Below are 15,709 nucleotides of genomic sequence, written 5' to 3'. Positions count from 1 at the left end.
TGTGAAAAGAGAGATGACATCATGACAAAGTTTCGGACAAAGGCTCTGGTTCCCGGCATTGCGCTGGGTGTTCTGTTGCCCCTTCTGGCTGCCTGCCAGACAACGTCATGCACGGGGGATGCCCGCTATGATGATTATTGGTGCGCACGCAGCAATCTCAATAATGGCGTCTATCAGCAGCAGACCAATCAGTTGCAGTCGATCGCATCCCATCGCCAGTATCAGGCCGCCAATGCTCAGGCCAATATGTATGATGAAAAGGCCAATCTGTCTGCGCGGCAAGCCGAGTTGAACAGGCTGCGTGCAGCGCTTGCCCAACGGCAGCAGCAATTGTCTTCGGCCCGCGCCAACAATGGCACCGCCGAGCAGATTACCCGTCTTGAAGCCGAAGTGGCCGCTCTGCGGGCACAGGTCGAAACCTTGATGCAAACGCAGTAAGAAGGCGTCACATGAAGGGCATTCGTCTGGCTGTTCTGGTCATTTCGTGGGTGGGATTCGTGGGGCTGGTTGCGCTGCTGGCGGGCTTGTCGCTCAAGGCCTGCGGCGTTCGGTTTCTGGGCTACGAACTAAGCTGGTGTGCGGCGAGCCACCGGCCAGATGTGTCGCGGCTAAATGCCCTGCAGCGTGAGCTGCACAGCCTGATCGAGATGAACGGCCAGATGGGCGCCCAATGTGGTCCCGTTGCGCCCGTGCCTCGGTCCGGAGCGAGGCCAACGCCCGTTCCTGTGTCGCCGGGCGTCCTGACTATCGGTCCGGCTGGTGGCAATGGGGCCGTGGGGGCGGTAGGAGAAGGTGGCTCAGGTCCACTTGCTTCCGGTCCCGCTCTGCCTTCGGCTGATCCTGCTTCTGGGACAGCTGGGCCAATGGAAGAAGAGGTCTCTCCGTCTCCCATGTCGACAACAGAGGCGGAATTGGACGGAGATATGCCAGACGCAGACGCGGGAGGTGACATGCCTTCCACCGAGGGTGCCATGCCATTGCCCGAACCTGCACCGCATAGGCTGGATGTTGGCGGTGGTGGAGCCGGTGGGGCGGGTGCTGCTGCATCTGGCGGAGATGGAGAAGGAGGTGCCGGAGCAGGTGGCGCTGGGGGTTCAGGCGAAGGAGCAGGAGCAGGAAACCCTCCTGCGGGTGCTGGTGGGGCTGGCGGTACACCTCCCTCTGGCGGTGGAGGCGGAAGCGCAGCTGCTGCGGGAGGCAATCCTCCTCCGGCAGGCAGTCAATCGCCCGAAACTCCGCAACAATGCGCCGATGGCAAGCCGAAGCTTGATTATGTGGTGCTGGCCCTTGATCATTCCAAAAGCATGGGGCTGCCAATCAACATGGACAGCGCATTGGCAACCGAGCTTGAAAACACAATCGAGGCGGGCGGGCCCGACGCTTGGCAAGCCTCCAACACCTATAATGAGTATATCGCCCGCCCTGGTCGCAAGCGACTTGACGAGGTCAAATCCTCCGTCGGGGAAGTAACCCGACGCCTGCCTCCGGAAACCAGAATTGGCGTGGTCACCTTCGCCGGATGCAATGGCGTGGTGGATATGGGGGATTATGATGAGGGAAGGCGCGAGCGCCTGATCAGCAAGATCGAGAAGCTGCAGACCAAACCGGCAACGCCCGCTGCTGATGCCCTCAAGATCGCCATGGAAAAGGCTGCTCGTGTGCCTGGCGGGCGGGTGATTTTCGTCAGCGATGGCAAAGATACCTGCGACGCTGACCCGTGCGCTGTGGCCAAGCAAAGCTCTGGCGTTCAGGTCGATGTCATCTCTCTTGGTGGTGGGCAGGCACTCTCCTGCGTGGCAAGGGCCACCGGCGGAAAGCTGGTCGAACCAGCCAAGGAAGCGCAGAGCTTGCAGCAAATTCTTGTTGAACTGGGGCTCAATGGCGCAAGAGGAGGCTGCTGATGAGAGCTCTGCGTCTGATCGGATTTGTGCTCTTGTGGCTGATTTTTATCGCGCTGCTGGGCTATCTGGGCCATCTGTCGCTGAAGTCTTGTGGCGTCAGGATTTGGGGCTATCAATGGAGCTGGTGCTCAGCTGAGGCCGCACCAGATCTCGCAAGGCTCAACGCGCTTCAGGACCAGTTGCACATGCTGATGCAAATGGCCGGTGAACAAGAGAAGGCCTGTCCTCCGCCGCCGCCAGAGATACCGGTCGCGAAGGCGCCTCCACCTGAACCCGAAGCGCCAGAATCCCCTTCAAAGCACTGCGCCCGTCCCGAAGATCGCAGCTATATTGTTCTTGCGCTTGATCATTCAATCAGTATGGGCCTGCCTGCTGATGTTGATAGCGCACTGGCCACGAAGCTGGAAAAGCGCATGGGGGCTGGTGGGCTTTCAGGCAAAACGGCACAAGTTATTTATGCCGGTCTGATAAAGAAGCCCGGTCGCAAGCGTCTTGATGATCTGAAAAGCGCCGTTGAACAGGTCGCTCGCCAGACTGATAAAAAGACGGAGATTGGTGTTGTATCATTCGCTGGTCGCTCTTTTGTGAGGGATCTGGGAGACTTCGGTCCAGCAGAGCGCTCAGGCCTTATCGCGAAAACCAACGGATTGAAGCTGAAGTCCTCCACGGCCGTGGCCAAGGCGTTGAAGTTGGCGCTTCGAAAAGTACAGAAAAAGGGTGGGGGACGCATCATTCTGGTGAGTGATGGCAAAGATACAAATGGTGGTGATCCATGCGCCGTGGCTCGATCGCATCCGGAAGTGGAGATTGATGTGGTGTCCCTTGGTGGAGGCGACGCCCTTGCCTGCGTTGCCAAGGCCACAGGCGGCAAATGGATCGAGCCTGAGCAGTTGGGTGCCAATCTTCAATCCATCATGGTCGATCTTGGGAACAATGGCGCCCGCGCTCTTTGCGAATGAGGGGTCAAGGCTCCCAGCTTTCAAGGCAAAAGCCTGACTGGGCGCAAAGCCTGTTACGGGCAAGATCTGGCAGCCTCTTTAGCACCAGAAGGCAAGCGGCTTCGCGTTAGGGCACACGAAGCCGCAAGGGAGCGTGCCGGTTACTCCGGAGTAATCCGCATCAGGGCTCCGTTATTTGCATCTGTCAAAATCATGATGGCACCGTCTTTGGCGTCGACATCAACATCACGCACGCGGCTGCGTCCTTCAAGATAGCGCGCTTCGCCCACGACCTTGCCGTCTTCCAGCTTCAGCCGCACAAGCGCCTTGCTGGCCAGTCCGCCAATGAGGGCATCACCCTTGAAAGAGGGGAACATCGCGCCGTCATAAAAGACCATGCCCGCCGGAGCGATCACAGGGTCCCAATAATAGACCGGCTGCTCCATGCCTCCCTTGGCGGTGATGCCTTCTCCCACTGGCGTGCCGGAGTAATTCTCTCCGTAGGAGATGATCGGCCAGCCATAATTCTTGCCCGCTTTGGGCCTGTTCAATTCATCGCCTCCTTTGGGGCCATGTTCCACGGTCCATAAATGCCCATCCGGCCCCAGTGCTGCAGACTGAATGTTGCGATGGCCATAGGACCAGACCTCGGGCAAGCCGCCTGCCAGGTCAGGATTACCCTCCGCCGGGCCACCCATCGGGTCGATGCGTAGCACCTTGCCAAGATGGGTGCCAACATCCTGCGCCAGTTGGCGCGACTCGGTGTAGTAGCGTTCGCCTGTCGTCACGAACAGGGCGCCGGACGGATCGAACACCAGACGCGAGCCATAATGATTGGTCGAGCGCCAGGCAGGATTTTGCTGCAAGATGACCTCCACATGCTCCATGCGGCTGTCATCATCGGAAAGAATGCCCGTGGCAACGGCGGTTCCATTCAGGCCATCGCCGCGCGGTTCGGCAAAGCTCCACCAGACGCGGCGTGTCTGTGCAAAATCGTCTTTGACAACCACATCCAGCAAGCCGCCCTGACCGCGCGCGTCAACCTCTGGCAAACCGTCGATTGCGTGCGATTTATTGCCGTCTGCATCGATGATCCGCATCCGCCCTGGCCGCTCGGTAACAATCCAGCGCCCGTCCGGCAACTGGTCCATCCCCCACGGATTTTGCAGGCCGTTGGCGATGGTCTCCCGTTTTACCGAGACATCATCAGCAAGATACGGTGCGCGGGTCTGACCTTCAAAGGCAGGCGTTTGTCCCTCGCCATTGGGGGGCGCATCGTTGAAGGTCTGGGCAGACGCCGTTGCTGTGCCCGCAAGCAGGCTAAGAGCAACAAGGCCGGTTAGGGGAAGGGCATGCATTGCGTGTCTCCTCTGGTCTGTCGCTACACCAGAGACTGGCTCTGGCGAAACGGCTTGATGTCCAAAGGCTAACGTTTGGTCTGTGATGGGGAAGTGCAAGCGTGTGACCTATCACAAATGCTTGAGGGCCTTGAAATGGTGAGCTGAAAATCTGGATTGAGAATCGAAAAACCCCCGAAGAAGGGGGGCTCTTCGAGGGTAAGGTCTGGGAGGAGGAATATTATTGTTATGATGCCTTAGCGCACGAGGCAGGGGCGTTTATTGTCAAAGGTCCAGTTGGGAATGAGAAACTGCATCCCCAGAGCATCATCACGTGCGCCAAGCCCTTTCTTCTTGTAAAGGTCGTGCGCAGCCATGATGGCATCGATATCCGCTTCGATACCAAGGCCGGGACGCTCTGGCACGGCGATCTCGCCACCCTTGATCAGCAGTGGCTCCTTGGTCAGGCGTTGCCCATCCTGCCAGATCCAGTGGGTGTCGATCGGTGTGATGTGTCCCGGAGCCGCTGCTGCCGCGTGGGTGAACATCGCCAGCGAAATGTCAAAATGATTGTTGGAGTGGGAGCCCCAGATAAGGCCCCAGTCACGACACATCTGCGCCACCCGTACAGTGCCCTGCATGGTCCAGAAATGTGGATCGGCCAGCGGAATATCAACCGATTGCAGCATGACCGAATGGCCCATTTGTCGCCAATCTGTGGCAACCATGTTGGTGGCGGTCTGAAGGCCTGTGGCACGGCGGAATTCGGACATGATCTCCCGGCCTGAATAACCATTCTCAGCCCCGCATGGATCTTCTGCATAGGCCAGAATATGATCTTGCCCTTTGCAAAGGGCGATGGCTTCATTCAGTGACCAGGCCCCGTTCGGGTCAATGGAAATGCGCCCTTCGGGAAAGCGCTGCTTGAGGGCTGCGGCGGCAAGCATTTCTTCTTCGCCCGAGAGAACGCCACCTTTGAGTTTGAAATCTTCAAAGCCATAACGTTCATAGGCTGCTTCGGCTAGCTGCACGATTGCCTCAGGCGTCATGGCTTCTTCATTGCGCAGGCGCAGCCAATCATCCTTGGCATCAAGCTCGGATCGATAGGGCAGATTGGTCTTGTTCCGGTCGGCGACATAGAAGAGATAGCCCAGCATACGCACTGTGTCGCGCTGTTGGCCTTCTCCCAGAAGAGCGGCCACTGGCATATCCATAAACTGCCCCATCAGATCCAGAAGGGCCGCTTCCACTGCGGTGAGAGCATGAATGGTGATGCGCAGATCAAACGTCTGGGTGCCGCGCCCGCCTTTGTCTCGGCTGGCAAACGTTTCGTTCATGGTTTTCAGAATGGTATTCATGCGCGCAATAGGCTGGCCCACAACGAGCGGGATTGCGTCTTCCAGCGTCTGGCGGATCTTCTCACCACCAGGCACTTCGCCCAGACCGATCCGGCCGGTTTCATCTTCTAGCAGAACGACATTGCGCGTGAAATAGGGTGCGTGGGCTCCGCTCAAATTCAGCAACATGCTGTCTTGTCCCGCAACGGGCACGACGCGCATGGATGTGACTTTCGGCGATCCTGTCCCGAATCTATCTGGCGCTACCATCTTGTTTTTCCTCCAAATTGTTGCAGCCTCGCGCTCCGTTCCTACCCGCACGGGGACCTTTATGCTATTTCGCCAAACAAAGAATGGAAGCGCAACCATTTTGTCGTGTTGATGTGCTTTTTGTGGAAAGAAAACGCATTTATTAGACTAATATCTAAGCTTTTCTGCCGAATATATCAGAAAACTGTGTGCTCCACTTCGCATGCTTGACAGAAGAATGAATGTGAACTTACTATGAAATGACAGCGTTTTCATTTGGAGGAAACTTGAGGGCGCTGGGCACCAGCGGAGCTGCTGTTTGTCTGAGGAACAAACCGCGTTTGGTTGGGGTGTCAATAAAAGGAGGAAAGGCGGACGCAGAGCGACGCCGAAATCAGAACGTCTGGTTGAACAGCAAGAAGCAATAGGGAAGTGTTTCTGGAGGTTCTCGAACCGGCGTTCCATTAGGGAGAGAAAAAATGAAGTTTCTGAAAAGCGGGCTGGCTGTCGCAATGGCTGCCTTCATGGGCTTGGCTGCTTCGCAGGCCAGCGCTGCGGATGTCGAGCTTGCCAAGAATTTGCGCATCGTCATCGGCTCCAAATCCACCGGTGGTGACACCTATCAGAACTCTGCCATCGTAGCGCAGGCTCTGGCCGACAAGCTCGGCATCAACGTCAAGGTTGACGCTGTTGGCTCAAGTGCAGCCTTCAAGACTCTACGCCGCATTTCCAACGGCAGTACGATCATGATTTTCCATGATCAGTCCTATCTGGGCTACCTGTATGGCGTAAAGGGCTACTTCAATATCTTTGAAGATTTTACCGTAGGGCCGACGGTCGCCATCAATCCGGGTAACTCCTATCTGGTTCCCAAGAGCTCTCCATATCAGTCTATTGAAGACATTATTCAGGCTTGTGCAAGCGACAAGAAAATCCGTGTTGCCATTCAGCCCGGGGGTGTTTCGGAAATCGGTTTCTCGGCTCTGAAAAACGCCATTAAGCTGCGTTACCCAGGTAAGGAAGCCAACCTTGTTGCTGTTAATACCGGCTCGCAGTCCGACAAGAACCAGCTGCTGTTTGATGGTCAGGCTGACCTGATCAACGGTTCGGTACAGGCCAACGAACAATATACCCAATTGCCCGCAGAAGATCAGAAAGCCATGCGCTTTGTTTGGCTGACCGCACGCCCGGAAACCATCAAGCAGACCAAGCCGGAAGGCTTTGGCGACACCTCTCAGGAACATCTGCTTGACTTCGTCTCCCCGAAAGCATCCGTAACGCAGGATGGCGAAAAAGACTTCACGTTCGATAAGGAATTCTTCTTCATCTACAACAAGAAGATGGATCCTGCGATTGTCGACGCTCTGGATGAAGCGCTTGGCGAAATCTATGCAGAAGGCAAAATTCAGGAAACCCAGAAGAAATCCTTCTTCATTCCTAACTTCAAACCATCAGCTGAAGCTGCGGCTTATCTGAAAGACAAGATGGGTCAGTATGAAGTGATCATCGATAGCATCAAATAGACTTCAGACATCCTTCAGACCCGGCCATCCCACCCAAGGGAAACCGGGTCTGGCTCTCCGCAACAAAACCGCATCCTGAGGGCTCCTATGCCCTGCCAACAGGATCACCCCGGAGAAACCGCAATGGCAGATGGTAGTTCTCTTTTCAAGGTGTCGATCGACTTTGATCAGTCGCACCTGTTCTTTCCCAATATCATTCACTGGATCCTTCTGATCCTTGCCCTGCTGATCGCCTTGACAGAAGGACCGAAAGTCCTTCGCAAGATGCGCGCGCGGGCAGAGGAAAATAGAGGGCCTGAAGCTTCGGGAGAGAAAGACCAAACACGCAAGATAGACTGGCTGCGCCTCCTGGGCATGCTTGTGCTGACCATTCTCTATTTTTACGTGATGGAACCAGTAGGAGAAATCTTTCCCAACACGGGGCTCGGCTTTCTGCTGACTTCCATTCCATTCATGTTCCTGCTCTCGACCTTGTTTGTGCATACGCCGGGACGTCGCGAATTTATAACCATCACGCTCAGTTCGATCATCTCGCCCACCGTCGCTTGGTATGTGTTGGCGCAGATGTTCAACATCACGCTGCCCTGACCTTTGAACCGATAGGCTGACCCATGGAATTTCTAAGTTATCTATCGCCCATGTTTTTCGCTCTGGTTGGTTTCGGCGTGATCGTTGGAATCATCTTTGGCGCCATTCCCGGCATGACTGCGACCATGGCAGTGGCCGTGTGTCTGCCCATGACCTATGCGCTCGACCTGATCAATGGGCTGGCCCTGCTGCTGGGGCTTTATGTAGGCGGCATCTCGGGTGGGCTCGTTCCGGCCATTCTGCTGAAAATCCCCGGTACTCCCTCCTCGATAACCACCACCTTTGATGGCTATCCGATGACGCAAAAGGGGGAAGGAGAGCGCGCCCTTAAAACCGGCATCACGGCATCACTGTTCGGCGGCATCTTCAGTGCGGTTATCCTGTTTCTGTTCGCGCCAAGCCTTGCGGACTTTGCGATCAAATTCTCCTATGTCGAGAAGTTCCTGATCATTCTGTTTGCGCTGACGGTGATTGCGTCTCTGTCGCGTAATTTGCTGCTGGGCATCTTCAGCGGTGTACTGGGCGTCTGGTTCAGTCTGATCGGCTCCTATGACATTTCCTACGGCGGCAATGGCGAATATCGTCTGATGACAGACGCCATGGTGCCCTATCTGGAGAGCGGCTTTTCGCTCCTGCCTGTTCTGATCGGGCTGTTCGGGCTTGGAACCATCATGCAAGAGGCCGAAAAAGGCATCCGGGAAGAGGTTGGCAAGGGCAAAAAGCTCGATCTGAATGGCGGTACTCCCTTCAGCTTCTCGGTTTTCAAGGGTGAGATGATCAATCTGATCCGTTCGAGTAGCCTTGGCACATTTGTCGGCATGTTGCCCGGTGTGGGCGGCAGTGCGGCGTCGGTCCTGTCCTATACGCAGCAGAAGAACTTCTCCAAACATCCAGAGAAGCTGGGTAAGGGAGCGCCAGAAGGTGTCATCGCATCAGAGGCCGCCAACAATGGTCTCACCGGCGGGGCACTCATACCACTGCTTTCGCTTGGCATTCCCGGCGATTCAACAACGGCTGTGCTCATCGGTGCCTTTACGCTGCAGGGCATCCAGCTGGGGCCACTCTTCATCGGCAACAATCTGGATACATGGAACACCATGATGGTGGCGCTGCTGTTTGCCAACCTTGTCATGTTCTTTGTGATGTTCTTTGCCATCCGCACCATCGTCAAGGTGATCACGATCCCGAAATATCTGCTCTATCCTGGCATCATCATGATGTGCGTGGTCGGGGCCTATGCGATCAATTTCGGTATCATGTTCGATGTCTGGACGCTGCTGTTCTTTGGCCTGTTCGGTTATCTTGGCCAGAAGGTCGGGCTTGAGGTGGCTCCGTTCATCATTGGTTTCATTCTGGGCAAGCAGGCCGAAGTCTATTTTGTCAAAAGCTTGGAATCCTTCGGTTCCCTGACGATCTTCTTTACCAAAAGCCCGATTGCCATGGTCCTTTGGGTGCTGATCCTGATATCAGTTGTCTTCTCGATCTACGGCATGATCAAGCAGAAGAAAAACAACAACAAACATGCGTGAGGCTGCCATGAATACCGCCGTTCCGAGCCTGAAGGTTCACTCTGATGACAATGTCTCCATCGTTCTGACCGCCGGAGGGCTGCCTGCCGGAACAGAGCTGGATACGGGTGCTGTCCTTAAAGAGGATGTGCCCTTCGGCCATAAGGTAGCCTTAGCCGATATTGAAAAAGGCGGCGCGGTCATTCGCTACGGGGTGACGATCGGGCTGGCCCTGCAGCCGCTCGAGAAAGGGGCTTGGGTCAATGAGCATATGATCATGCTGCCAGAGGCTCCCCACCTCGAAAGCCTCAAGGCGCCTGCAGTTGCGCCCAAGTCTCTGCCGCCGCTGGAAGGCTACACCTTCGAAGGCTATCGCAACGCGGATGGCAGCGTCGGCACGCGCAATCTTCTGGGCATCTCCATTAGCGTCCAATGTGTGGCCGGTGTCGTAGAGCATGCGGTCAAGCGCATTCGTGAAGAGCTGCTCCCCAACTATCCCAACGTGGACGATGTGGTGCCGCTAACCCATTCCTATGGCTGCGGCGTGGCCATCAACGCGACCGACGCCTATATCCCCATCCGGACCATCAAGAATATCGCGCTCAATCCAAACTTTGGTGGCGAAGTGATGGTGGTGGCGCTTGGGTGCGAAAAGCTTCGCCCTGAAATGATCATGACCAAGGGCGATGACAAGGCAACCAGCATGTATCTTCAGGATGAAGGGCTTTCGGGCTTTTCGGCTATGGTGGATGACATTCTGTTGCAGGCGCGCATGCATCTTGAGCGGCTCAACAATCGCCAGCGGGAAACCTGTCCTGTGTCCGATCTTGTCGTCGGCATGCAGTGCGGTGGTAGCGATGCCTTTTCCGGCATCACTGCCAACCCGATGCTTGGGGCGGCTGCCGATCTTATCGTGCGGGCTGGGGGCAGCGTCATGTTTTCTGAGGTGACGGAGGTGCGGGATTCGGTGCATCTGTTGCCACCAAGGGCTGCCTCGGCCGATGTGGTTGAAAAGCTCGTCAGCGAAATGGCTTGGTATGATGCCTATCTCGACAAGGGCGGCGCAGATCGGTCCGCCAATACCACGCCGGGCAACAAGGCAGGGGGCCTTTCCGGTATCGTGGAGAAATCTCTGGGGTCTGTAGCCAAATCCGGTTCGAGCCCGATTGTCGACGTGATTGGACCCGGTGAGAGGCTTCGGCGCAAGGGGTTGACCTTCGCAGCCACACCAGCGGGCGATTTTGTGTGTGGAACTTTGCAGTTGGCAGCGGGAATGAACCTGCATATATTTACGACCGGACGCGGAACCCCATATAATCTGCCAACGACGCCAACCATCAAGGTGGCTACCAACAGCACGCTGGCCGCGCGCTGGTTTGACATTATGGATGTCGATGCGGGCCGGATTGCGTCTGGTGAGATTTCCGTTGAGGAAGGTGGCTGGGAGCTGTTCAGGCTCATTCTCGATATCGCCAGCGGGCGATGCAAGACAGCAGCTGACAAACTGGGTATTCGGAATGACCTTGTTCTGTTCAATCCTGCGCCAATAACATAGGATTGCGCGGTTTCCTTCGTTGCGGCTAGTCAACGGCTTCGTGTGAAGGGGCCGTAATGAAGGAAATATGGACGTGGCAGACCTACCTGACGAGCAACTGTTAACTTCAGAGCCAAGACGAGCGCGGCAGGGATCGCAGCGGGTCACTCTGGAAAGTGTGGCAAGGCTTGCCGGAGTAGCGCCAACCACGGTTTCTCGTGCCCTCAACTATCCAGACAAGGTGGCCAAAAAGACACTCGACCGGATCAACGCGGTGATCGAGCAGACAGGCTATGTGCCCAACATGCTGGCCGGAGGGCTTGCGTCCAACAAGAGCAAGCTGGTGGCCGTCATCGTGCCCAGTCTGGTCAATATCGTCTATGCTGAGACAGTGCAGCATTTTGCCAAGCCGATGAAAGAGGCCGGTTATCAGGTTCTGCAAGGGGAGGTTGGCTACTCTCTGGAAGAAGAAGAACAGCTCGTAACAGCCATTCTCAGTCGCCGCCCCGATGGTATTTTTCTTACCGGCATCCAGCATTCCAACAATTGTCGCCGTCAGCTTCTGGCTGCCAATATTCCCATTGTCGAAACCTGGGATGTGACGCCGACGCCGCTCGATATCGTTGTCGGCTTTTCCCAGCAAAGTGTAGGCAAAAAGACCGCCAACTATTTCTACGATAAGGGATACCGGAACTTCGCCATCGTGTCCGCTGAAGACCAGCGCGCCCTGATCCGAAATGACAGCTTTCTGAAAACGCTTGCTGACAAGGGCATTACGAAGGTGCCGAAGAGCATTGTGCCGGGCATTTCCAATTTGCAATTGGGCCGGCAGGGTGTTGCAAAACTGCTCGATGAGGGCCTGCATGACAGCCTCATTTTCTGTAGCTCTGACACGCTTGCGCACGGGGTTCTAACCGAGGTGCAGGCACGCGGCCTCTCCATACCTGATGACATTGCCATTGTCGGCTTCGGGGATCAGAATTTCGCCGCTCACACCTATCCGGCGCTTTCAACGGTGCGGATTGATCGGGCGACCATGGGGCGAGAATCGGCAAGTGCCCTGTTGGCGCGGCTGGCCGATCTACCCGTTGCGCAACCCGTGCTGGATGTCGGCTTCGAGATCATAGAGCGGGACACGGCTTGAGCGGGGCCGCTGCGTTATTTCCTGTCAAATCATCAGATTTTTTACCTCGGATTGCACCTGTTTAAAGGGTGGATTGTCCTAGGTGTGCATTCTTTGCATGGCTGTTGTGGCAGTCTAGTTCTTTTCACATTGATATCGGCAGGTATATTGTCTCAACTAAAGTATAACAACAAACCGAGACATCCCCATGATCAGCGAAATTTTCGAGTCTACGCGTCATCTCATCTCTTGCCTGCCTGCAGCTTCCCGCGTTGCCAATGATGTAGAATGTGGCCGTCAGCCTTCTCACGCAGATTTGCAGAAACTCGACATCGACGACGTATTTCATCTCTAGTTTTGAGGCGTTGCGTTAAGCGTTGACAAACCTAGCGCAGGGCCGTTTTGGCCTTGATCATGCTGTGATAACGATCACGGCTTAAAGAAAGATGCGCGCGCATGGCGTTGCGGGCAGCCTCCGGGTCCTTACCTGAGATGGCATCCAGAATAACGCGATGTTCATCTTGAAGCTGGGCCAGATAAGCGATGTGTTCTTGGTGCGAGGCTGGGAGCGGGCGCAGCTTGTTACGCGGAATCATCGCGTTGCCCAACTGGGTCAGAAAATCGACGAAGCGTCGATTGTTCGTTGCCTCTGCAATGGCAATGTGAAAAAGCGAATCCTCCGCTTCGCCCGTGCCTCCCAGCTCCATAACCGCTTCAATCGCCTCATAGGCCTCATAAATGCGCGACTCTTGCGCCATGGAGTGACGCTCGGCAGCAAGCCCGGCAGCTTCCACTTCTACGGCAAGGCGCAATTCAAGAATTTCCACGACAGACGAGATCTGAGACAGATCGCCAAAAAACAGACCGCGATTGTCTATGGCGCTGGGTTCTGCGACAAAGATGCCGGCGCCTCGGCGTGTGTGAAGCACGCCCCCTGCGCGTAGCGAAGCAATGGCTTCGCGCACGACAGACAGGCTGACTCCAAGCCTGCGGCTGAGATCTTGCACAGTGGGTAGGCGATCTCCCGGCTTCAGGGAGCGCTCGGCGATCATCTGTTCTATCTGTCTGGCAGTCCGGTCCGTGAGTGAGCCGCCTGACGCTGTGTTTACTTCTTCAACCGACATTGCTTTCCCGTTTCATGCTACTCAGATTTCCCATTATCCCAGTCCTGACGCGCCTCAGTCTTGCAGTCTTTAGACCGTCTCACGCAAGGCTTCGCAAGGAAAAGAGTCGACTCTTGGTGTCGAAATGCAAAAAAATTAATCAGGTTAATTGTTTATTCTGTGATTGATTTTTGCAAGTCCGTTAGAGCGATTTCGGCAAGTTTCCACATAAAATCGGCTGATTTTGGACATTTTCTCTGTAAAATTTTAAAATATGCGATTTTCTCTTGGAAAATTAAACAGATTAATTAATATGGTCAATATAGAGATTGTGATGGACAAAGTGTGTGATTTGGCAGGAATTACCCACACGGTCTTTCTGCCTTTCCTCCAGCTAAGCCGATGGCGCTTGGTGAAGGGCGTGCGTGATTCCGTGTGTTGTTTCGGGCGCAATGCCCATTTCCTCTGTCTATCTGGTTGTCCTGTCACAAGCATTGTTGCCTTGATTGCTGCCCTTGCGTCTGCTCGGGAGCGATGGGCCGCATAACGGGGAGGAACCGGAATGACAAATCTGATTAACCCACCAGAAAATCGCTTCATGGAAGCCATCAAGAAGGGTGAAACCCAATTCGGGCTTTGGCTGGCTCTGACCAGCAATATTGGCGCAGAGGTGATCGGCGCGGTCGGATTCGACTGGCTCGTCCTTGATGCTGAGCATGCCCCGAACGAGCTGACCACTCTGATACCTCAACTACAGGCCCTCCGAGGCTGTGGGAGTGAGCCAGTCGTTCGGGCTACCTGGAACGATCCGGTGCTGATCAAGCGCTACATGGATATTGGCTTCCGCACCATTCTCTTTCCTTATGTGCAGGATGAGAAAGAGGCCGAAGCTGCCGTTGCCGCCATGCGCTATCCGCCTGAAGGCGTGCGCGGGGTTGCGACCATGCATCGATCCTGCTCCTACGGGGCCGAGGCTGGCTATATCCAGTCTGCCAACGAGCGCGCCTGTGCACTGGTTCAGGTGGAAACGGCCAGTGCTGCCGAGCGCATTGAGCAAATTTGCGAAGTGGAAAATCTGGGCGGCGTCTTTATCGGCCCATCCGATCTGGCGGCCAGCATGAATCATCTGGGTGACCCGGGCCACAAGGACGTGCAGGGCATGATGAAATATCTCTGTGACGAGTGCAAATCCAAGGGTGTTCCCATTGGCACGCTGGCGCCTGTTACCGCAGATGCACAGCGCTATCTCGAATGGGGCTACAGCTTTGTGGCGCTTGGTGCTGAAGTGGCGCTCATGCGCAATGCCGCCATGGCAAAACTTGCGGAATTCAAGCAGGCCTGAGGCGGCTCGCCTCGCTCAATAATCAACCCAATTGAACTGGCGCCCTCGGGCGCACCAGACAAGGAGCTTTTCTTATGAGCAAAGTAGGTTTTATCGGCACAGGCATTATGGGTGCACCAATGGCAGAGCATCTGCTGGATGGAGGCCACGAACTGGTCGCCTTTGACGTCATCGGGGTGCCTGATAGCCTCAAGGCCAAGGGCGCGAAGGTAGCAGCATCCTCGAAGGAAGTGGCAGAACAATCTGATATCATCATCGTCATGGTGCCTGATACACCTCATGTGGCCGCTGTGCTGTTTGGCGAAAATGGTGTAGCTGAGGGATTGGTTGCCGGCAAGACCGTTGTCGATATGAGCTCGATCTCGCCAGTCGACACCAAGGAATTCGCCAAAAAGATCAACGAGCTGGGCTGCGAATATGTCGATGCGCCGGTCTCCGGTGGTGAGGTGGGGGCCAAGGCGGCGTCTCTCACCATCATGTGTGGCGGATCGGAGGAAGGCTTTGCGACGGTCAAGCCTCTGTTCGACTTGATGGGCAAGAACATCACGCTCGTTGGCGGCAATGGTGATGGCCAGACCTGCAAGGTCGCCAACCAGATCATTGTAGCACTCAATATCGAAGCGGTGAGTGAAGCGCTGCTCTTTGCCTCCAAGGCCGGGGCTGATCCTGCCAAGGTGCGGGAGGCATTGATGGGTGGATTTGCCTCTTCCAAGATCCTCGAGATTCATGGTGAACGCATGATCAATCGTACCTTCGATCCGGGATTCCGCATTGAACTGCACCAGAAGGATCTAAATCTGGCGCTTTCCAACGCACGCGCCATGGGCATCAGTCTGCCCAACACGGCCACTGCTCAGGAGCTGTTCAACGCCTGCAAGGCCAATGGTGGCTCCGCATGGGATCACTCCGCCATGGTCAAGGCGCTCGAAATGATGGCCAACCACACCGTGGCATGAGGGCTGTCGCATCAGCCCGGTTTCAGGGGGGACCCCTGACACAAATGGACATGAAGAACCCCGCAGTTGGAGGCATTCTCCGGCTGCGGGTTTTTGTTTTGAGTAAAAATTAAGCATGCCCAATCTCTCATCAAAGGCGGTTGATTCTCCTTGCCTCTATACTGTTGTCGCCCGAATTAGCTTGGGTTTGTCTTGGTTTAAACTTGTGCGTCATATGGCTTGTCGAAAATTTTTGAAATATAATTTAAGAAAAATTTTTTGCATGAGATG

General features: G+C 55.4%; 14 protein-coding genes. 11 read left to right on the top strand and 3 right to left on the bottom strand.

Annotated elements, in window-relative coordinates; translation table 11 throughout:
- Positions 1–21 precede the first annotated feature (21 nt).
- Genes ACKPCT_RS12385 through ACKPCT_RS12375 form a run of 3 tightly spaced genes read left to right on the top strand, consistent with a single transcriptional unit; the run spans position 22 to position 2,860 of the window.
- Positions 22–438 (top strand): hypothetical protein, encoded by a 417-nt coding sequence (locus ACKPCT_RS12385; RefSeq protein WP_319569344.1) that lies wholly within the window; start codon positions 22–24, stop codon positions 436–438.
- An 11-nt stretch (positions 439–449) separates the two neighbouring features.
- Positions 450–1,901, top strand: a complete 1,452-nt coding sequence (locus ACKPCT_RS12380; protein WP_319569343.1) for a vWA domain-containing protein — start codon at positions 450–452, stop codon at positions 1,899–1,901.
- Entirely contained in the window at positions 1,901–2,860 is a 960-nt protein-coding gene (locus ACKPCT_RS12375; protein WP_319569342.1) for a vWA domain-containing protein, read from the top strand. Before ACKPCT_RS12380 ends, ACKPCT_RS12375 begins: the two co-directional genes overlap by 1 nt.
- 140 nt (positions 2,861–3,000) lie before the next feature.
- On the opposite strand, the gene ACKPCT_RS12370 is transcribed toward ACKPCT_RS12375, so the two are convergent.
- Complete coding sequence (locus ACKPCT_RS12370) at positions 3,001–4,197, bottom strand: PQQ-dependent sugar dehydrogenase (RefSeq protein ID WP_319569341.1); 1,197 nt, start codon at positions 4,195–4,197, stop codon at positions 3,001–3,003.
- A 236-nt stretch (positions 4,198–4,433) separates the two neighbouring features.
- On the bottom strand, positions 4,434–5,783 hold the full coding sequence (gene gudD, locus ACKPCT_RS12365) for a glucarate dehydratase (protein ID WP_319569340.1): 1,350 nt from the start codon (positions 5,781–5,783) through the stop codon (positions 4,434–4,436).
- Between the two features lie 458 nt (positions 5,784–6,241).
- Between gudD and ACKPCT_RS12360 the strand changes: the two genes are divergently transcribed.
- From ACKPCT_RS12360 to ACKPCT_RS12335, 6 genes are all read left to right on the top strand, one after another.
- Complete coding sequence (locus ACKPCT_RS12360; RefSeq protein WP_090071077.1) at positions 6,242–7,285, top strand: ABC transporter substrate-binding protein; 1,044 nt, start codon at positions 6,242–6,244, stop codon at positions 7,283–7,285.
- Between the two features lie 123 nt (positions 7,286–7,408).
- Positions 7,409–7,873, top strand: a complete 465-nt coding sequence (locus ACKPCT_RS12355; protein WP_090071076.1) for a tripartite tricarboxylate transporter TctB family protein — start codon at positions 7,409–7,411, stop codon at positions 7,871–7,873.
- Between the two features lie 23 nt (positions 7,874–7,896).
- On the top strand, positions 7,897–9,402 hold the full coding sequence (locus tag ACKPCT_RS12350) for a tripartite tricarboxylate transporter permease (RefSeq protein WP_090071074.1): 1,506 nt from the start codon (positions 7,897–7,899) through the stop codon (positions 9,400–9,402).
- Positions 9,395–10,936, top strand: a complete 1,542-nt coding sequence (gene garD, locus ACKPCT_RS12345) for a galactarate dehydratase (protein ID WP_210186697.1) — start codon at positions 9,395–9,397, stop codon at positions 10,934–10,936. The genes ACKPCT_RS12350 and garD overlap by 8 nt, the downstream gene beginning before the upstream one ends.
- 73 nt (positions 10,937–11,009) lie before the next feature.
- Positions 11,010–12,059 carry a LacI family DNA-binding transcriptional regulator gene (locus ACKPCT_RS12340; protein WP_244544640.1) on the top strand — a complete coding sequence of 350 codons (1,050 nt, stop codon included), beginning with the start codon at positions 11,010–11,012 and terminating at the stop codon, positions 12,057–12,059.
- Positions 12,060–12,246: 187 nt separating this feature from the next.
- Positions 12,247–12,393 carry a hypothetical protein gene (locus tag ACKPCT_RS12335; protein ID WP_175527999.1) on the top strand — a complete coding sequence of 49 codons (147 nt, stop codon included), beginning with the start codon at positions 12,247–12,249 and terminating at the stop codon, positions 12,391–12,393.
- A gap of 31 nt (positions 12,394–12,424) precedes the next feature.
- Here ACKPCT_RS12335 and ACKPCT_RS12330 read toward each other — a convergent pair whose 3' ends face one another.
- On the bottom strand, positions 12,425–13,162 hold the full coding sequence (locus ACKPCT_RS12330) for a FadR/GntR family transcriptional regulator (RefSeq protein WP_319569339.1): 738 nt from the start codon (positions 13,160–13,162) through the stop codon (positions 12,425–12,427).
- Positions 13,163–13,703: 541 nt separating this feature from the next.
- Here ACKPCT_RS12330 and ACKPCT_RS12325 point away from each other — a divergent pair.
- Entirely contained in the window at positions 13,704–14,483 is a 780-nt protein-coding gene (locus tag ACKPCT_RS12325; protein WP_210186696.1) for an aldolase/citrate lyase family protein, read from the top strand.
- 74 nt (positions 14,484–14,557) lie between these two features.
- Positions 14,558–15,439, top strand: a complete 882-nt coding sequence (gene glxR, locus ACKPCT_RS12320) for a 2-hydroxy-3-oxopropionate reductase (protein WP_319569338.1) — start codon at positions 14,558–14,560, stop codon at positions 15,437–15,439.
- Positions 15,440–15,709: the final 270 nt, after the last annotated feature.

The organism is Cohaesibacter marisflavi (assembly GCF_963665895.2).
Classification (GTDB): Bacteria; Pseudomonadota; Alphaproteobacteria; order Rhizobiales; family Cohaesibacteraceae; genus Cohaesibacter; species Cohaesibacter marisflavi.
This window is presented reverse-complemented; position numbering and strand designations above follow the sequence as displayed.

Excerpts from the sequence above, each read along its gene's own strand:
- ACKPCT_RS12385 (WP_319569344.1), top strand. The coding sequence starts at position 22 with ATGACAAAGTTTCGGACAAAGGCTCTGGTTCCCGGCATTGCGCTGGGT.
- ACKPCT_RS12380 (WP_319569343.1), top strand. The coding sequence starts at position 450 with ATGAAGGGCATTCGTCTGGCTGTTCTGGTCATTTCGTGGGTGGGATTC.
- ACKPCT_RS12375 (WP_319569342.1), top strand. The coding sequence starts at position 1,901 with ATGAGAGCTCTGCGTCTGATCGGATTTGTGCTCTTGTGGCTGATTTTT.
- ACKPCT_RS12370 (WP_319569341.1), bottom strand. The coding sequence starts at position 4,197 with ATGCATGCCCTTCCCCTAACCGGCCTTGTTGCTCTTAGCCTGCTTGCG.
- gudD (WP_319569340.1), bottom strand. The coding sequence starts at position 5,783 with ATGGTAGCGCCAGATAGATTCGGGACAGGATCGCCGAAAGTCACATCC.
- ACKPCT_RS12360 (WP_090071077.1), top strand. The coding sequence starts at position 6,242 with ATGAAGTTTCTGAAAAGCGGGCTGGCTGTCGCAATGGCTGCCTTCATG.
- ACKPCT_RS12355 (WP_090071076.1), top strand. The coding sequence starts at position 7,409 with ATGGCAGATGGTAGTTCTCTTTTCAAGGTGTCGATCGACTTTGATCAG.
- ACKPCT_RS12350 (WP_090071074.1), top strand. The coding sequence starts at position 7,897 with ATGGAATTTCTAAGTTATCTATCGCCCATGTTTTTCGCTCTGGTTGGT.
- garD (WP_210186697.1), top strand. The coding sequence starts at position 9,395 with ATGCGTGAGGCTGCCATGAATACCGCCGTTCCGAGCCTGAAGGTTCAC.
- ACKPCT_RS12335 (WP_175527999.1), top strand. The coding sequence starts at position 12,247 with ATGATCAGCGAAATTTTCGAGTCTACGCGTCATCTCATCTCTTGCCTG.
- ACKPCT_RS12330 (WP_319569339.1), bottom strand. The coding sequence starts at position 13,162 with ATGTCGGTTGAAGAAGTAAACACAGCGTCAGGCGGCTCACTCACGGAC.
- ACKPCT_RS12325 (WP_210186696.1), top strand. The coding sequence starts at position 13,704 with ATGACAAATCTGATTAACCCACCAGAAAATCGCTTCATGGAAGCCATC.
- glxR (WP_319569338.1), top strand. The coding sequence starts at position 14,558 with ATGAGCAAAGTAGGTTTTATCGGCACAGGCATTATGGGTGCACCAATG.